At 60.2% G+C, this 16,351-nt stretch carries 17 protein-coding genes and 1 other RNA gene; 2 read left to right on the plus strand and 16 right to left on the minus strand.

Annotation, left to right across the window (positions count from 1 at the left end):
* Positions 1 to 20: 20 nt before the first annotated feature.
* Positions 21 to 791 (minus strand): YaaA family protein, encoded by a 771-nt coding sequence (locus QMG79_RS14890; protein ID WP_283539394.1) that lies wholly within the window; start codon positions 789 to 791, stop codon positions 21 to 23.
* Positions 792 to 849: 58 nt separating this feature from the next.
* Between QMG79_RS14890 and rnpB the strand changes: the two genes are divergently transcribed.
* Positions 850 to 1,242, plus strand: an RNA gene (gene rnpB / locus QMG79_RS14895) — RNase P RNA component class A.
* 143 nt (positions 1,243 to 1,385) lie between these two features.
* Here rnpB and QMG79_RS14900 read toward each other — a convergent pair.
* The 7 genes from QMG79_RS14900 to QMG79_RS14930 all read right to left on the minus strand — a co-directional run bounded on the left by QMG79_RS14900 (position 1,386) and on the right by QMG79_RS14930 (position 7,666).
* Positions 1,386 to 1,694, minus strand: a complete 309-nt coding sequence (locus tag QMG79_RS14900) for a hypothetical protein (RefSeq protein ID WP_283539395.1) — start codon at positions 1,692 to 1,694, stop codon at positions 1,386 to 1,388.
* Between the two features lie 75 nt (positions 1,695 to 1,769).
* Positions 1,770 to 2,081 carry a hypothetical protein gene (locus QMG79_RS14905; RefSeq protein ID WP_283539396.1) on the minus strand — a complete coding sequence of 104 codons (312 nt, stop codon included), beginning with the start codon at positions 2,079 to 2,081 and terminating at the stop codon, positions 1,770 to 1,772.
* Positions 2,081 to 2,998, minus strand: a complete 918-nt coding sequence (locus tag QMG79_RS14910) for a hypothetical protein (RefSeq protein ID WP_283539397.1) — start codon at positions 2,996 to 2,998, stop codon at positions 2,081 to 2,083. The genes QMG79_RS14905 and QMG79_RS14910 overlap by 1 nt, the downstream gene beginning before the upstream one ends.
* Positions 2,999 to 3,065: 67 nt before the next feature.
* Positions 3,066 to 3,476, minus strand: a complete 411-nt coding sequence (locus QMG79_RS14915) for a hypothetical protein (RefSeq protein WP_283539398.1) — start codon at positions 3,474 to 3,476, stop codon at positions 3,066 to 3,068.
* The gene (locus QMG79_RS14920; RefSeq protein ID WP_283539399.1) at positions 3,469 to 3,954 is read right to left on the minus strand and encodes a hypothetical protein; all 486 of its coding nucleotides are present in this window, start codon (positions 3,952 to 3,954) and stop codon (positions 3,469 to 3,471) included. The genes QMG79_RS14915 and QMG79_RS14920 overlap by 8 nt, the downstream gene beginning before the upstream one ends.
* A gap of 68 nt (positions 3,955 to 4,022) precedes the next feature.
* The gene (locus tag QMG79_RS14925; RefSeq protein ID WP_283539400.1) at positions 4,023 to 7,184 is read right to left on the minus strand and encodes a hypothetical protein; all 3,162 of its coding nucleotides are present in this window, start codon (positions 7,182 to 7,184) and stop codon (positions 4,023 to 4,025) included.
* A 2-nt stretch (positions 7,185 to 7,186) separates the two neighbouring features.
* Positions 7,187 to 7,666, minus strand: coding sequence for a hypothetical protein (locus tag QMG79_RS14930; protein ID WP_283539401.1), 480 nt, complete (start codon positions 7,664 to 7,666; stop codon positions 7,187 to 7,189).
* An 84-nt stretch (positions 7,667 to 7,750) separates the two neighbouring features.
* Between QMG79_RS14930 and QMG79_RS14935 the strand changes: the two genes are divergently transcribed.
* Positions 7,751 to 8,092, plus strand: a complete 342-nt coding sequence (locus QMG79_RS14935; protein WP_283539402.1) for a hypothetical protein — start codon at positions 7,751 to 7,753, stop codon at positions 8,090 to 8,092.
* Here QMG79_RS14935 and QMG79_RS14940 read toward each other — a convergent pair.
* From QMG79_RS14940 to QMG79_RS14975, 8 genes are all read right to left on the minus strand, one after another.
* Positions 8,089 to 8,934, minus strand: coding sequence for a polymer-forming cytoskeletal protein (locus tag QMG79_RS14940; RefSeq protein ID WP_283539403.1), 846 nt, complete (start codon positions 8,932 to 8,934; stop codon positions 8,089 to 8,091). The genes QMG79_RS14935 and QMG79_RS14940 overlap by 4 nt on opposite strands.
* A 9-nt stretch (positions 8,935 to 8,943) precedes the next feature.
* Positions 8,944 to 10,023, minus strand: coding sequence for a hypothetical protein (locus QMG79_RS14945; RefSeq protein WP_283539404.1), 1,080 nt, complete (start codon positions 10,021 to 10,023; stop codon positions 8,944 to 8,946).
* Between the two features lie 9 nt (positions 10,024 to 10,032).
* Positions 10,033 to 10,782, minus strand: coding sequence for a hypothetical protein (locus QMG79_RS14950; RefSeq protein WP_283539405.1), 750 nt, complete (start codon positions 10,780 to 10,782; stop codon positions 10,033 to 10,035).
* Positions 10,775 to 14,365, minus strand: a complete 3,591-nt coding sequence (locus tag QMG79_RS14955) for a phage tail tape measure protein (protein ID WP_283539406.1) — start codon at positions 14,363 to 14,365, stop codon at positions 10,775 to 10,777. The genes QMG79_RS14950 and QMG79_RS14955 overlap by 8 nt, the downstream gene beginning before the upstream one ends.
* Before the next feature lie 21 nt (positions 14,366 to 14,386).
* Positions 14,387 to 14,713: a hypothetical protein gene (locus tag QMG79_RS14960; RefSeq protein WP_283539407.1), complete on the minus strand. Its 327-nt coding sequence runs from the start codon at positions 14,711 to 14,713 to the stop codon at positions 14,387 to 14,389.
* 23 nt (positions 14,714 to 14,736) lie between these two features.
* Positions 14,737 to 15,330, minus strand: a complete 594-nt coding sequence (locus tag QMG79_RS14965; RefSeq protein WP_283539408.1) for a hypothetical protein — start codon at positions 15,328 to 15,330, stop codon at positions 14,737 to 14,739.
* A gap of 14 nt (positions 15,331 to 15,344) precedes the next feature.
* A complete protein-coding gene (locus QMG79_RS14970; protein ID WP_283539409.1) occupies positions 15,345 to 15,599 on the minus strand; it encodes a hypothetical protein in 255 nt (84 codons plus the stop codon).
* A gap of 103 nt (positions 15,600 to 15,702) precedes the next feature.
* Positions 15,703 to 16,221 carry a phage tail tube protein gene (locus QMG79_RS14975; RefSeq protein ID WP_283539410.1) on the minus strand — a complete coding sequence of 173 codons (519 nt, stop codon included), beginning with the start codon at positions 16,219 to 16,221 and terminating at the stop codon, positions 15,703 to 15,705.
* Positions 16,222 to 16,351 lie beyond the last annotated feature (130 nt).

Here is a 16,351-nt window from a genome sequence, read left to right on the forward strand (position 1 = left end):
CGTGATCAGCCGCCAGCTACCTAGACGGCGGGCGGCAGGATGATGTTCAGTGCAGAAGGCTTCCGTGCCGAACTTGGCACCAGCTCTGCTTCCCACCGCTCCAGGGTGGCCGCCAGGAGGTGCGCTGGAGTGGCAGGCATCGAGCCGCGCCTGCACAGCAGATGCCGTGCCAGTTCGCCCCGGGTGTGCTTGGCGAAGTGGCTAACCACCTTCCGCACGCCGTTGGTCTCTGTGAAAACATTGACTGAAACTGTTTGTTCCGGTGGCGGCGCCCACGCGGCAGCATACGTACTGGAACGGCAATCCACCAGCAGGTGGCCTTCTGTCTCGGCGTCCAGGGCTGCGCTCAGCTGGGGTTTCCAGAACGTTGCCAGCCGTCCGACGTCGGACAGCACAGTGCCCATCGACAGCCGGTACGCCGGCACGGCGTCGCCAAAGCGGAGGGCTCCCCACAGGGCCGAGATGACCACGATGGCGTCGTTTGCTTTGCGTCGCTGGGTGGCGGTAAGCGTCCGGTAACCCAGGGCATCGTAGAGGACACCAGAATAGACGCTGTGCGCGGGTGCTGCCGGTTCGGAGAGTAGCCGGGTGTTGCGAGCCACGTCCTCGGTGAGCGAGGCGCCCACACCAAGAAGCGCCATGGCGTCTTCGTGGGCGCTGACCGTTCCCAGGGCTTCAAGCACTTTTGCGCGTCCAGCATTGAGGTCCGGAAAGCTCAGACCGGACCAGTTCAGTGGAGCACCCGTGATGGCGGGAGTTTTTCCTTCGGAAGGAGGCAGGAGGATCAGCACCCGTAGATCCTACCGGCGTCAGGTGCCGAGGTTCGACGCCGGTAGACTGGTGTGTGGATGGGTTGACCAGGCAGTCGCGCGCCACGCAAGTGGCTCGAGGAACGTCCGGGCTCCGCAGGACAGGGTGGTGGGTAACGCCCACTCGGGGCAACCCGCAGGACAGTGCCACAGAGAACAGACCGCCTGGGTACTTCGTCTTTTGATGAAGAGCCTCAGGTAAGGGTGAAACGGTGGTGTAAGAGACCACCAGCTTCCCGGGTGACCGGGAAGGCTAGGTAAACCCCACCCGGAGCAAGGTCAGACAGAACGCGTTTGAAGGCTGTCCGCCTGAGCGTTCGGGTAGGCCGCTGGAGGGCGTCGGTAACGGCGTTCGTAGATGGATGGCTGCCAAACCCGCAACCGGAAACGGGACGCGGGGGAACAGAACCCGGCGTATCGGTCAACCCATCCACATACTTACCAGCACTGGCCCCAAATTTGGGCATATTCGCCTAGATCTAGGGCTTGTAGGGGCATTGCGCTTGGCTCTATTTGGTTCTATTTGAGCGTACTTGGTGGACCCTTTTGCCCCTAGATTGCCCCTGAGATTCACTCTCAGTGCAGGAAGCTACCGCGCCACTCCGGAGCCGCAGCGCGACGAACCGCACCGACCGGCACCCAGCAGTGGGAGTACTTGGCCCGGTCATCATGCCACTGGATATGAACCCACTCCTCCGTGTAGCCCGCGGCATGGGCGTGGACATCGACAGTAGTCCCGTCAGTGAGTGGCATCTGCACAATCACTGTCGGGTACTGGCGGTGATAGAAGTGCGTCACGCTCCCAACCGCATGGACCAAGGCAGGGTTCTCGTGCTCGTAGGTCTTGCCGTCCTGCAGGAACGTCGGGTCATAGTCAAAGCGCATGCCGCCACTAAACCACCAGGGACCGACTTAACGCAGAAAGACGCCCCACCTCGCAATGAGGTGGGGCGGGTGTTCTTACTGTGCGTCGGTTTTATCCGGCGTGAGGAATGGCAAGTACGTTCGTGTCCACTCAATGACGCCGGGTACTGCCATGACCCTTGCGAGGGTTGCGGAGACTGCTGTGATGACCACGGCGGCCCCGGCAAGGTATGCGTAGACTTCCGTGGGCAGGTGCCGTCCGAAGCCGTCTAGAACCGTCTGAATGATCGGTGGGAGGATCAACAGCAGCCCAATGAACGCGGGCAAGCCAACCTGCACAATGGTCCGCACAACGGCGCGGCCGGGGTAAGTGGCCTGAGTGGAAACCTCGGCGCGATGATCAGCCATTACTTACCACCCGCAACGTTCACGTCAACGGTCACGACGCCGGACTTGAGGGCATCCTCTGCGCCCTTGCGTGCGGCTTCCTGGATGGCGTCCATGTCGAGGTTGACACCCTGACCCGCAGCAACCTGCTTGAGGGCCTCACGGAGGCCGCCAAGCTGCGAACCAACATCCTTGATGATGGTGTTGTGGACTGTGGCAATATCTGCCTTGATCCCGCCAAGCTGGGAGCCCACGTCGTTGATGATTGTTTTGTGGACTGTGGCAAGGTCGCCACGGATTGCCTGTACGTCTGCTGCTGACATTTCATCCTCCAGGATGGGTGTGATGCTGCTGTTGAGGGTGGTGAGTGTGCCGCCGATTGCTGCGGCGTAGGTGCTGAGGAAGAGGTCCCAGTCGAAGTTGGTTCCGGGGTCGTAGCGTGTGCCGGGGTTCGTTTCGCCGTGGCCGTAGAACCCGGCGCGTGTGCCTGCTATGGCTTCGGCTGCGGTGATCCGCCGCGCTGGTGGGGGTGATGCGAGGACGCCGTGTGCGATGGCGTCTTGGACGAGCTCAGCAGCGGCGATGCCCATGTTGCGGACGATCCCCGCTGCGCGCTCATCAGTCAGGTCGCGCCACCGTGCCGCGTCCATTGCTCCTGAGACACTGAGCGCGTGGACGTTGTTTGTTGTGTCGGCCCATGCCGCGAACGTTGGGCGCGTGAGCCGGATCCGTGAGTCGTAGTCAGCGAGTGAATGATATGAGCCGTAGTCACTGCGTCGGCTGATGAAACCGGCCGTGTTCTCGGCGCCCGCATCGGGACCGCCCGGAACGACGCCGGACTCTGCGGTGTGCACGCCGACGACACCGGAGACCCATGTGCGTGGCCACCCATACTGTGCGGTGTTCGGGTTCGGGTTGTCTTCAAGGTAATAGACCATGACGGCCCCTTTCCGGGCATCAAAAAAGGGCCCCGCGTCTGCGGTGCCCTGGTGGTTTATGTTGCTGCTATTCGGTTGTTGCTTGTGGCCCGTTTGGTGCGGATTCAGCTTGCCGGTGGATATGCCAGCGGCCTGTGAGGTCCGCGTAGAAGTGTTCCCATGCGGTGATCATCCGAGACTGGCGCCGGACCTTTTTCTCTAGGTCTTCTATCCGAATTTCGAGGCCGTCACCGCGGACCTCAAGCTTGTCGCCGCGGGCGTCAGATGCTTTCAAGTCCGAACGTATGCGGTCTACGTCCAAGCGCAACTCAGCGGCGATCACCAAGGCCATCTGCTGGGATGTGCTGGCGGCGGCGATGTCCGCGTCTCGCTGCCTGACCGGCGCGTCCTTGCGGGACTGCCGGTAGGTCCAGAAGCCGCCGCCGCCGACCACCCCGAAGATGGCCACAATGATCGCGACGATTGCGCCTTCACTCACCCCGGCCACCTTTCACTTCCGCTATCGTCCGCCTTGTGGATTTTTCAATGAGAGCGATGGATAGACAACGTAGTGCCGAGGCCATGCCGAGCGCGAGCGGGACACTCCAAGAGAAGATACTGCCGGGATAGTGCCACGACACCGTAATGGCGTACGTGACGAAGCCGCCAGAAGAAAGGAGCCATCCGAGGCGTTCGATGGCCCACCCCTTGGAAACGTTATCGCCACTGAAGTTCAACCCCACAAGCGCCAGCAAGCCACCAGTCCCGAGGAACCCAGACACAAGGACAACAATCGCCCACGGCATCTTGTCCATCGACTTGGACGGAATGAACCCCAGCGGAGTGAGCAGAGATAGAGCGACAAGGACACCGAACATCACCGCAACCGCAGCGACGACGGTATCCATCGGGTGAACCATCATCCGGTCCCACCACGACGGCGGGTTCCGTAACGGCTTGTAAACATGGGTTGGCATGGGTGCCTCCTTCGTGGGCATAAAAAAGGCACCCATTCTTGGGTGCTTGGTCTGGTCTGGATTTTTGCTTAGTAGCCTGGGGCGTCGATTGTTACCTGCGTCCATAGCCCAGGGTTCTTCTGGTCGTTGAGCTTCAGGATGGCCTTTCCGCGCAGTGTCGGGCCGACAATTGACCGGGATCCAAAACCGGAGGGGTTGTTTACTGTGTCTCGCCAAAATTCCTTGAACACGTAGCCGTCCAGTGTTGCGACCGCGAACGACGGGGCAGCTTCGCCCTCCGCGCTGAATGCAGCCATGGCCACGCCGTCATCCCCTGGCCGGTTCTGCCGTGTGAATGACTGGCAAAGGTGCTTGCCTGCCGCCGTTGATTCAAATGCCGCAACAGGAGTGTAGAAGCCGGTCTTGGTCTTACCCTCGGAGCGGTTCAACCTCACTACGTCTGGGCTTCCCACCGGCACGTTGTCGGTGAAGAACAGCACGCACGTTGGCATCGGGAGGATACCGACGCACTGGTAGGGCGGGGTGGTGCCGCTGTAGAACTGGGCGGTGGCAACCGTCTCGAAGAGATCATCAGAGTAGATGATCCCGTTGGAACCGTTACCACCTGAGTTGTCACCAAAAGTGACCCAGATTCGGTCCCAGTACGGGTCCCACGCAACCCCGTGGAGGTGCTGGTTATCCGTGCTCGTGCGACCTTGGACTGTTCGCAGGTAGTCGTTGAGGTCGAAGACTTCCGTGAAGTTGTCTCCATAGTCGAACGAGGCCAGAACCTTGCAGGCATTTTCTCCTGCAGCAACAGGCTGACCATCCCACGTCGGGGTCTTAGGCCCGTATTCGTTGATCAGGACAATTGGCCCGCGATCTGACTGGGACCAAGCCGCCGTGAATTTGATATACGGGGCACGAGCGACATACCGGCGAGAGAAAGTCCTAGTTGGCTGGTTCGCAATGTTCTTGCTGGTCCAGATCTCCCGAAGCCCCGGATTTCCCCGCAGGCAGGTAACCAGGATTTCTCCGTTGTCCATCGTGATCACAGACTCGACTGTTGCGCCCGCGAAGACGTTACTGCCGTTCTTATCCACAACCAGCGCCCAGGTCTTGCCCTCATCCAGCGTTTCGGCGAAGTCCGCGGACCCCGAATTCCACCCCCGCGTTCGGTCATCCGAAAGGGTTGACATGATGTTATTCGGGATCTTCGACTGGATCGTGAAAGCGTTAGCCGCCAGCTCCGCCCGCATGGGAATGGAGAAACCGTTCATGGTCGGCGGGGTACCGCCCCCTCCACCGCCTGTTGACGTTGGCGTAGACCACACCGACCACGTTGCACCGTTCAGAGAGCAAGTGATCACTTTCTGAGGGCTTCTGAGCTCCGTGAACCGGTGCGTGACGCCACCCGAGGCTGGAAGTACCTCCAAAGTTCCAGGTGTTGGGCTGGGTGGCATGTTTGGGTGGTTCGTGAACTGGATCGAGTACGTCGCCGGTGAAGTCAAGGTCCTGAAGTCCACCCCGGAGGGCAGGAGAGCTGCCCGGGTCGCTGGGAGCATCGCACTCCAAGCGCCGCCGGAGTAGTTCCGGTAAAGGTCCTGAAGCAGGCCCGGAGCCGAAGGCATGAATATGTGCTTGGTGCGCCCATCAGCTGCGTTGTAGTAGACGTCCAGGTTGCCCAGGGCGCCGAAGACTGCTGTGCTGTTCACCGGGTAGCGTGCGACCGCTGCAGCACCCCTGAGCGCATCCGCCTCGGCCAGGGTCGTGATGCCGGTCCTGACGAACTTCTCCGCCTCAAGTTTCGTGAGGCGCGAATCCTGGGCTGACAAGTTAGGGGCGGAGTTGATGATGGCCGCGGCCATAGCATGCTGCCCGGCCGTGTTCAGGTGAATTCCGTCACCGGAATCGAACTCGGCGCGCATGAGACCATCCGTGCCGGTGACGGCGCTGGCCCGGTTGTGACAGACAAGCGCATTTAGGGGCAGCGTCCGTAGGTAGTCATTGAATCCCTCGCGGACGGCCTTGATGGCCGCAGTCTCGGTCCGGCGTGGGAACACCTCAGTAAGCTCGAATGTCTGCCCCATGAAGCGGCGCACGAAGAGCCCGAACTGCCCCAGGCTCGTCTTGACCTGCGTCAACGACGCGCCACCATAGATGTCATTCGAACCAGGGTGACCGATAACCTTGTCAGCCGGATCAGTCGTGGACAGCTTCTGACGGTAGTAGTTGCTCCCGGACACGTAAGAGTCCAGGCTCGCCCCGGACTGCCCCAGCAAGGCCGGGATGGCCCCGTTCGCTTCGGCGTGACGCCAGCCCCAACAATCCCGCAGCGGGTAATCCGTGTTCAGGCCAGTCTCCGAGGAGGACCCCGGATACATGTAGAAAGGAACGTCAGGGGATGCCTTGGCCTTGATATACACATCAAGGGGCGTGTACGGGCTCCAGGTGTTCGTCACGCTCATCGAGGCAACACCGCTGGGCACAGTGCCCAGGTATGAGCCACCAATACCCATGTGGTTAGGACCACCACCAGGGGTGGTGTATGCGTAAGAAATCAGGTATTCGACGTTCGCTTCCAACTGGAAATGAATATCCGTAATCGCATAGCGTTCAGAGCTTTCGCCCACGCTGTAACGAAACGGCACGCCAAGTTTCGTAGGCGGCTCGGCAAAGTTCTGCGTGAATCCGCCGTTCCCATCAGAGGCCCGCTTGGCGATCCAAACATCAACCATGTCGATGGCACCGCGGTTGGTGCTGGAAATATCGTTGAAGTTCTTGAAGACCAGCTCCCACGAATCAACCGCGGCGAACAGCTTCACCGGCAGCCGTACGTGCCGCGTCAGCTCAGTATCTACCAGAGCGCCATTTCCTGGCATCGAGAGCTGGTGGAATACCCTGCGCTTGGCCGCGTCGGTGCGCTTCCAATCCGTCCGGTTCGCAGAGGTCAAGGAAATGATCTTCTCCAACGACCGACGCGGCTCGGTGTACTCCACCCACTTCACCAAGGAACCGCCAGAAGCAATCGGTTCGATAGCCACGAACGCAGGGCCATCGCAACCGAGCGGGCGGCCAATGATCGTTTGCGCCACGGTGGCAGTCGCGAGAGGGTAAATGCCGATCAGGTTCAGCCCCACCCAGTCAGCGACGTTCAGGGACGGCAGGTCCGAAATCGGGCGGATACGGAGGGAGTTACCTACTGCTTCCCCGGCGCGGCCGGTAATGTCTGCAATAAATTCAGACGCCATTCTTATACTCCTCGGTAGATTCGGCCCGTGTTGAGGGGGTCCGCAGGGTCATCGGGGTTTGTCTGCCACCAGAGCTGCCCGGGTAGAAGGTTTGGTGGTTCAGTCAGGCTGAGGATTACTTGGGAGAAGTTGTAGCCGCCGCGGCTTTCCGTGAACGTGACGAAGCTACTGAGCGGGCCTCCCTGGTTCCCGATCCGGATCTTCCATCCCGGGTCATCCGTCAAGGGGATGCCTGGTTCGATCCAGTCGATGAAGAGCAGGTAGTAGGCGTCGTTGGCTAGGGAAGTAGTGGAGGAAAGGTTGATTGACCAGGAGTCATCCGAGGCGGGAGTTACGACTTGATCCGCGGTGGGGATGATCCGGCCCCTACTTGAACCGCTTGCCACAATGGATGGCTCCACCAGGCGAAACCTGAGCCGACCAACCCTTGAAGCAAGAGTCGCCCCAACAATGTCTTTTAGTTCTCCCGTGATGACTGGCATCAGGTACCGCCTTTCGGGCAAAAAAATAGCCCCAGGAAAGGGGCTGGATCTTGATCAGAGTTTGTCGTCGGATACACTCGCGACATGAAGTTACTTGGGGGACTAGCGCTGCTCTGCGCCATCATGCTCACCGGCTGCTCAGCTCCCATCCAGGTAGCCGAGCCGCCTATTGCGGAGATAGTGCCGGTCGTGGACATCGGTGCAGACAAGCAGGAAACCATGATTGAAGAGTTGCGGCCCTTACTGACCAAGTTGAAAGACCGCGACTCATCCATCTATCAGGAAGCCTACGAAGCTTGCTCAGCCCTTTTAGATCAGGACAAAGACGCCTACAGAAAAGCTGTGCTGAAGAAGTACAAGAACGTCGAACTCGCAATGGACCATCTCATGGTCGCCGCGGCCGCCAAGAAACACATCTGCCCCTAAGTAAGGGTTGCGGTTGACCTGTACAGCTTCCCGTTTGCAGGGTCCGCCCATAGGTTAGGTTTCTGCGTCGTGGTTGGCAGGTTCGATATGTAGACCCCGTCAGGCTTCGCATCGACTGAGTATGCCCCGGCGAACAGTGACGCAAAGCTTTCAGCGAGGACGCCGGCGTTCGAAGTTCCACGCATGAGGACCGCCCCACCATTACCGCCGATTCCTCCACCCGAACTAAATGTGAGGCCACCGTTCGCGGCGGATGGGTCAATGACTGTGTTACCGACCGTGATCTTGCCGGCCCCGGTGACGTTCATGTTCCCCTGAAGCCGGAAGTCGCCCTTCACGGTTGTTACGCCATTGATGTTCAAGGGACCGTTGACGTCCATCTTCCCGGTCACTGTAGTGTCGCCCGTGATCTTCGTCAGCCCGTTGATATTCACTGGTCCGTTCGTCACGAACTTTCCAGTCACGGTGGTGTCCCCGGCGATGGTTGTTAGCCCGTTGACGTTCAGCGTCCCGTTGAAACTGGTGTTGCCGTCCACGAGTAGCGGCCCGTCAATGTTGAAGTCGCCAGTTGCGATCACGGTCCCGTTCAGGCGGACATCACCAGATGCGATGAAGAGTCCGGTCATGTTGATCGTCCCATCAGCGTTCAGGGTTCCGCTGATCGTGGCCGAACCCGTGACGGACAGGCCGCCGTTCTCAATCGTGATCCCGCCGCCGCCATATACCCGCAGGCCATTAGAGCCTATTGAGGCGTTATCAAGCGGGGATGCGCCCTCTAGGGAGCGGAGGCGACGCTCCAGTTCCGTGATCCGTCCGGAGTTGAGGTTGTCGATCTCAGCCATGTGGGCCTCCTACGTCAAGGGTTGAATGTTGAGGGTGATGTAGGGGCCGAGGTCACCGCTGATTTCGATGATCCGCCAGCGGTGCAGGCCCGGGTTGATGTAAGGGTCACCGACTACCGACCAGATCACCTCATCACCAACGAGGATCTGCGATGCGCTGGGCTCACCATCGTGAGGTACCTCGAAGCTTCCTTGCCATGTTGGGATTGTCCGGGCGGAGAGCGCGCCCTGTGTGCGGGACAGCAGATTAGCCATGCTCTTCTCGTCCTTGAAGGACTCCACAAGATCAAGGGCGGGGTACGTCGTTACCGGGAAGTTGTTGACAACTTGGACGAGCGTGTCCGTCCCTGTACCCTCGCCGGCGGCGACGATCTTAGTGACAAGCTTTTCCGCTGAGCGGCGCATCCGCATCTTCCTGGCGGGTGACTGGTCGGCGCCGATGTTCCACTGCCACGTGTTCGTTTTCAGGTCACCAATGCGTAACAGCCATTCAAGGTCTTGGCCGTTGTTTGTCCACTGAGGTCGGAACGCGACGTTAGGCCCGCCGGCGGTGTTGATGATGTCCGTGAGCGCGTCCACCATCATCGGGAAGTTGTGACCCTGGTACTGGCGAGAATGTGGCCCGGCCTGATCCTGCGGGAAGACCATGGGTACCCGGTAGCGGGACTGGGGAAGGTCGTTCAAACCCTCGGCAACGATGTACTTGGCAATGTTCGCCAACGATCCGGACAGGCCAAGCCCAACGGGTGCTTGCTTCGGGGCGACCATTGCGGTGAGTAGCCTACGCTTCAGTAGCCACCACAAATCGTTGTGCTGGACTGTGAGGGTCTGCGTGTCCATGTCGTAGTCGTGGTCTGTGATGAACCCCGCGTAGGTGGGTTTTCCGGCTTCCTCGACGACCAGCAGGTGGTCGATGGGGGAGAGGCTGAAAGGCCCCGCGACCTCAGCCACGGAAGGGTCCCCGAGGTTGAAAGTAGCGGTACCCCCCTGCCCGTCATTCATCGTCTCAGCCCATGGCATCGACGTGGGTTCCATGAGTACCTTGTCGGACCATGTGACTGCGTTGACGGCCCATACTTTGTACGTCATGCAGGCCCCCTATATGTAGGTGTCGGTGAGAGTCATGAACGCTGTAGCGGTCCCCGTAGAACCCGCAGCGGGTTCGAGGTAAACGGTCGGCATTGTACCGGCGGCAATGCCTGGGGTCTCTGCAGTGCCTACCCCACCGTGAACAACGGCCCCACGTATGCGGAGACGGCCATCCGCGAAAGTAATTCCATGGGACACCCCGCTGATAAGAGGCTCGGTTACTTTGAACTGTGACCCGCCCACCGTTAGCGTGTATCCGCCCGGCATTGAACCGGCGACAACAAAACTTGGGTAGGCCGGGGCATTCCCGCGATGGTAGGCCGTAACGCTCACCAGCGATGGAATGGTGAATTTGCTCTCCTCGCCGTACTTCCGCGGGTCCGGGCAGCGAAGCGGTACCTGCCAAGAGGCCAGCGTGTCAGTGATGGGTGTAAATCGGATCTTCCCTGCGCGTACCGCATCAGCCCACTGTGTTGGCCCGTGGTCCGTGACCTGCGCCCGGCCAGTCATTGCCCCAGTGAGGAATATCCCCGCCTGGTGCAACTTCTCATGGCTTTTGGCCCGTAGGAGGCCATTGAATGTCACTAGCCGTGCTTGGTTGTAGATCGGGAGAATGTAGTCTCCGTCCTTGTTTGTCCGGGAGACAATCTCACCCTTCGTGTCGGGTGAGTCCCACCACCCGTCCGGCACCTCAGAAGTCCATACCCCGTGCCGGTCTGACCCGGAAAGAGTCCGACCGGCCCACTGAATCTCAGGCAATTCTCATCCCTGCCTTTCGGTTCAATGTGTGGATTACTTCGTCAACTACGGAGCGTTGGAGTGCGGCAGGATCGAGCGCCTGGAAAACGGCCCCTGACATGTCAAACATGTCCCCCGCCGCGCCCGCTGACGGGGTGGCACTGAATTGCATGACCTGTGCTGAGGCGGCTTGGGTGCCGATTGTGCCGCCGCCGGCGAGGTGCTGGAACCTTCCGGCCCTAACATCTGACCGGAAGCTGTACACGGCACGCTGGCCACCCATTGCGGCTACCTCCCGGGCGGTGAGGACGTGCTCACCCTTGGCCCCGTAAAACAGCTTGGAGTCCTGCCCGACCGGGCCGGGTGCGCTGTCCAAGTCACCGCCGCCAGCACGCCCGGGCGCTGCGATACCAGCAGGGGCCGCGGGAGTCTCGCCCACAATCAACGTCAACGAAGCTGACCGGGGACGCGTGAGGCGTTCCAGTTCAGCATCAGCAACACCAGTCAGGGCCACCGCGTTGATAAGCGCGATTCGTTCCTTGCCCGCGGTGTTGTCGATCTTCTGGCCGGTAGCGTCCGTTCCCTCTTCACCGACCTGGATCGTTCCGTCAGGAAGAGTCGTGACCACGTACCCAAGGTTCTCCAGTTTCGCGATGACCTCGGGGGACATGGGTTCGGTGATCGTGATTGTTTTATCCGGGGTTTCCTGGATTGACCTGTGGAGGTCAAGGATTCCCTGATCGAGATCTGCAACGGCACCCGTGGTGTCTTGGGCCATTGACTTTGCCTGGTCAGACATCCACGTGTCGATGTTGACGCCCTCGGGGACTTTCAGGATCTCCCTTGCCAGATCAATGGCAGCGTCCCCAACAATGCCGAACTGACCGGCATTGTCGATTAGCGACTGATAGGTGGTGCTGAGGTTGCCCTGCAGCTCTTCTTGGCTGGCATTGTTCTTGGCGTTCGCCTCAATTAGCTTGTAGCCGGAAGAGGCAATGCCGTCGAGGGCTGCTTGGTTGGCGCGGCCCTTCTCGGTTGAGATATCCATGGACGTCCCGTTAGCTGCGGCAGAGGCACCGACTGCGTCGATGGCTTCCTCGAACCCGCGGGCAGCGTCACGTGCCGAAAGCTGTATCAGCCCTGCAGCGAACAACGCATCCGTGAATTTTGACAGGTCAGTGACGGCACCATCAGCGGACAACCCGACATCAGCCAGGGCCTCGTCTACCTCAGCCGCAGAAGCAGCGGCGGCCTGCGCCTGGGGGGACATTCCACCCATGGCGTCAGCAACGTCCTTGGACCCTGCAGCGGCTTCCTCCATAGCCTTGGGGGTTTTGCCCATTGCCCAGTTCAGGAGCTCCATCTGGTCCGTAACTGGTGCACCAGCATCGTTTGAGAGCTTTTTTAGCGCTTCGATGTAGAGGGGGAAGCGCTTGCCGGTATCCTCAAGGCTCACACCCTGCTCTGCCGCACTGTCAGCAATGGCCTTGAAGCCCTTTTGTGCCAATTGGATGTTGCCTGATGACACTGACCCGGCAATGGCCTTGTCCTGGTTCTCGAAGGCCTTGATGATCTTCGACATGCCGTTTTCGACGCCAAGTGACGTGGCACCAAAGGAAGCGAGGGACCGTGAGAAGTCCATATCCTCAACGGTCTTCAATGCCTGACCGACGTTGCCGATCTTGCCCTGCAGGTTGTCGTCGTCCCCAAACTTGATGCTCGCGAACGCCTCGTCAACGGAGTTGCCCTGCTTCTCCAGACCAAGGAGCGCAGCGGTGAAGTCTTCCGTGGTCTGCTGCGCGGGCTGCATATCGTTGTACCAACCCTTGAAGGCCTCAAAGGCCACAACGGCTGCACCAATACCCACTGCTGCCTTTACAAACTTCCCCAGTCCTCGACTGCCACCCTCAGCGTCGGTGTTCAGAGTCCGAAAAGCTTCTCGGGCATCCTTGATTTTCGGGATCATCGTCAATACACCGCCCGTAACAAGCGCAGCGGTTCCAGTGAAACCGACAAAACCAGTAATCGCACCCTGCAACGGAGTAGGGAGATCCCCGAACCCTTGGGCTAGGCCGGTGATGCTCTCGGCAATGTTCGCCACAACGGGGAGCATGACGGCACCGGCGTCAATGGATGCGTCTTTGATGTTGTTCCACGCAACAGTGACTTTCGACTCTGTCGTGTCGTACCGCTTGGCCGCCTCATTGAGCAGCGCCGTGTTCTCAGCCCACGCCTTATTACCGAGTTCCAAGGATTCGGCAAGGAGGGTTCCGGCGCCGGAGAGTGCAAGCATGACCTGCATTTCCTCGGTGCCCTTCAGGCCCATGTCCTTGAGCATTTCGACGACGTTGCCGCCCTCAGCCTTTGTCCGGCCAAGGCCCTGCGTTACTGCGTCGAGCGCCTGGACCGGGGAGCCTGCGAACTTGGTAGCGAATTCCTCAGCACTAGTGCCTGCTGCTTTGGCGAACGCGTCTAGTTCCCCGCCGCCGGACTTCACAGCTGCATACATTTTCAGGAGCGCACGAGACGCCACACCGCCGCCAAGCTCAGCTTTGACGCCCATGGACGCCAGCGTGTTCGACAAGGCCAGCACGTCGGATTCTGTGGCGCCCACGAGGTTACCGGCACCAGCGATACGCTGCGCCATGGAAAGGATGTCCTTCTCCGTGGAAGCACCATCGTTACCCAAGGCCACAAGGGTCGCGCCGAAATTGTCGATCTCATCGCCCGTGGTGCCCATGACGTTCGCGATCTGGGCGATATCTGTTGCTGCTTCGTCGGCGGTGAGGTTTGTGGTTTCGCCGAGGTCGATCATGGTCTTCGTGAATTTGAGGACGTCCTCACGCTTCACACCAAGCTGGCCTGCAGCCTCGGCCACAGCAGCGATGCCGTCGTGGGAGAGGGGGAGGGTCTTGGCCATGTCACGGAGGCCGGATTCAAGCTCTGCCATCTGCTCAGGGGAACCGTCAACAGTTTTTGTGACACCGGTCCAGGCGGTCTCCCAGTCCATGGCGGCCTTGGTGGCCGCGCCGAGGGCACCTACAGAGATCGCACCGAACGCGAGTGCCGCTTCGCCGGCGGTCTCCATCGCCTCTTTTTGGGAGTCCGCGTACTCTTCTGCCGCAGCGGTCGCGGCCGCTGATGCTGCTGCCGTGGAATCTGCTGCCTGGGTTGCCGCTTCGGCCGCCCTGACAGCTTCTTCACCGGACAGGTACACGGCCTGACTGAATGACTCCAGCCCGTGAGCTGACGCCTGAGCGGAGGAGAGTACCCGCCCATTGCTGTCGATCAGTCGCCCGGTCTGGTCGTACTGGAGCCCTGCAGCGGTCGCGGCGTCCTGGTGTGAACGTGCCAGCACTTTGTTGCCCTCAGCGGCCTCAGCGGAAGCCTTGGCAGCGTCAGCCATGGCCTGCGCGCTACCCTCAGCCGCATCAGCAGTAACACTGGCCATCTGCGCGGCCTGCTCAGCGGCCCTGTCAGCGGCGCGCCCGGCAGCCTCAGCCGCCTCAGCGACGGCTTCCTGTGCCTGTTCTGCCCGGCGGCTCTCGCTGATGAATTTCTGGGCTATGAGTTCAAGGACGACTCTTGCGGACCGTGTAGTCAACGGGGCCTCCTTGGGCGTTATTTAGTTATGGCGTGATGCCCTGCGCTTCAGAGCCGTGGTCTTTGCGACCGGGTCGAGTGCCGTGTATACGCGTTCCCCGGGTTCGGGTTTGTACGGGTTTTTCCCGTCGCCCTGTGTTGCTGTTTCGCGTGCCGCGCAGGAGTAGCAGTACGTTTTGTGGGGCTCGTACCAGCCCTCGTTGTCCTTGTCGTGCGCGAGGATCATGGGTTGGCCGCAGGAGCAGAGCCCGCCCTCGTACTTGGTGAGGGCGAGCTGCAGGATGTAGTCCCGGTCTGTCCATTCGCCCCGGTTGCCGGTGAACCAGTGGGACGGGGGTTTCCCTGTCACTCGTGCTGTGCGGAGGACTTCGACTACTCCTGGCCAGCTTCCGCGCCAGAGAGCCTGGACAAAAAATCTGCATCCACAGTGGGGACGCTATTCTGTGCTCGCTGCCGGGCTGTGAGGATGGCGGGCATCTGCACGGCGCCAATGGCCTGCTCGAACTTGCGGACCTGTTCGGGGGTGAGGGTGACGGGCTTCCGTTCGCTGCCCTCGGCGCGCATGGCCACGATCGCGGCGGCTAGGAGCACGTAACCGAACAAGCGGTTCTGCTCATCCTTCGACTCAACATCCTTGACGGCTTCATCGTGTTCTTTGCGGAGATCCCAGAGGCGTTCCTGCGTGATCGCCCGGACGTACACGGTCAGGCGGGACGCGGCGAACTTTTCCAGCAGCTGCGTGTACTCGGCCTCAAGGAAGCCGATCTCGCTCTTGTCCGCAGAAGTCCGCTCCGCAGAATTGATAGCGGATGCCTCCTTTAGGCGGACCTTGACGCGGGTGAGCTCACTGATAACGTCGGGGCGTTTGAAAACGTCCGCGGACTCTTCCGGGAGGTGAGCGTCAACAAGCCACGCCTCAACATCAAAGTCAGTGGCTACTTCTTCAGGGGTCTTTGTTTCGGTCATGAGAGTTCAGGCTCCTAGAGTTTGTAATCTTCGGGCGCGGCCATGAGAGGCACGACGACGAGGCGTTTGTGGGAACCAAGGTGCTCGATTTCTGGGTTGATCAAGCGGGGCCTGCCATCCTCAAAAAGGACCAGTTCGACGTAGGCAATGAGTCCGCGGCCAACGACTGGTTTTGGGTAGGCGAGGCATGAGCGAGGATTGATCTGGTTTGCCTCCAGCCATGGCCCAGCCTGGGGATTTACTTCCTGGTTTACTTCGATTTCACGCATGAGAGTTCAGGCTCCAATGGTTGTGGGATTCGGGCTCTAAAAAATGTGTGGAGGGTTGGCTGCGCGGAGCCTGAAAACACGCGCAGCCAACCCGGTCTAATGGCTAGACGCCAGCGCCGACCGTCACTTCAGTGACCATTTCCTGCGCGAGGAACGCGATACGGCGTTTGATATTGCCGTCGTTGTTCACCCGCATAGGACCATCGGTGACGACGCGCCCGCCAAGCTCAATGACGTCCGTAGCAGCCCACGCCGCCGTTGAATACTTCGCCGACTCACGCAGATAGATCCACGCCTCTGTACCGGACTTTTTCAACGCCTGGTAAGCCTTGTCGCCGGCGGTAATGTCCGGTCCGCCCTCGGCGGTCAGGAACTCCCGGACGAACGTCAGCGCAAGGTCGTAGTTCGCTGCGCCGAGCGCCTCGGAGTTTCCGACCTGGCAAGAGACCTTTTCGTTGATCCGGTCAGATGCGGCGCGGGACCAGTTAATGTCCGATTCGAGTACGGCGCAGGAAAAGTCCGTGCCCGCATTCAATTCAGTCAGGGATGGGATGCCTGACGCTGCTGCTGGTTTTGCCAGCAGGAGCGCCCATTTCTTTTTTCCGTCTGCGGATACTTTCACGGTCGGACCTCCTTGGTGTTGTCCGGTCGGGCCGGTTCTGTGATTCGTGTGGTGGCCGGTGTGGCCGGTTCTCCTGCCCGTGCGGACGGGGGAAGTTTGAAGTTGAACGGTTCGTCCAAGTAATGGACTG

This window comes from Pseudarthrobacter sp. PS3-L1, from assembly GCF_030063285.1.
GTDB lineage: Bacteria > Actinomycetota > Actinomycetes > Actinomycetales > Micrococcaceae > Arthrobacter.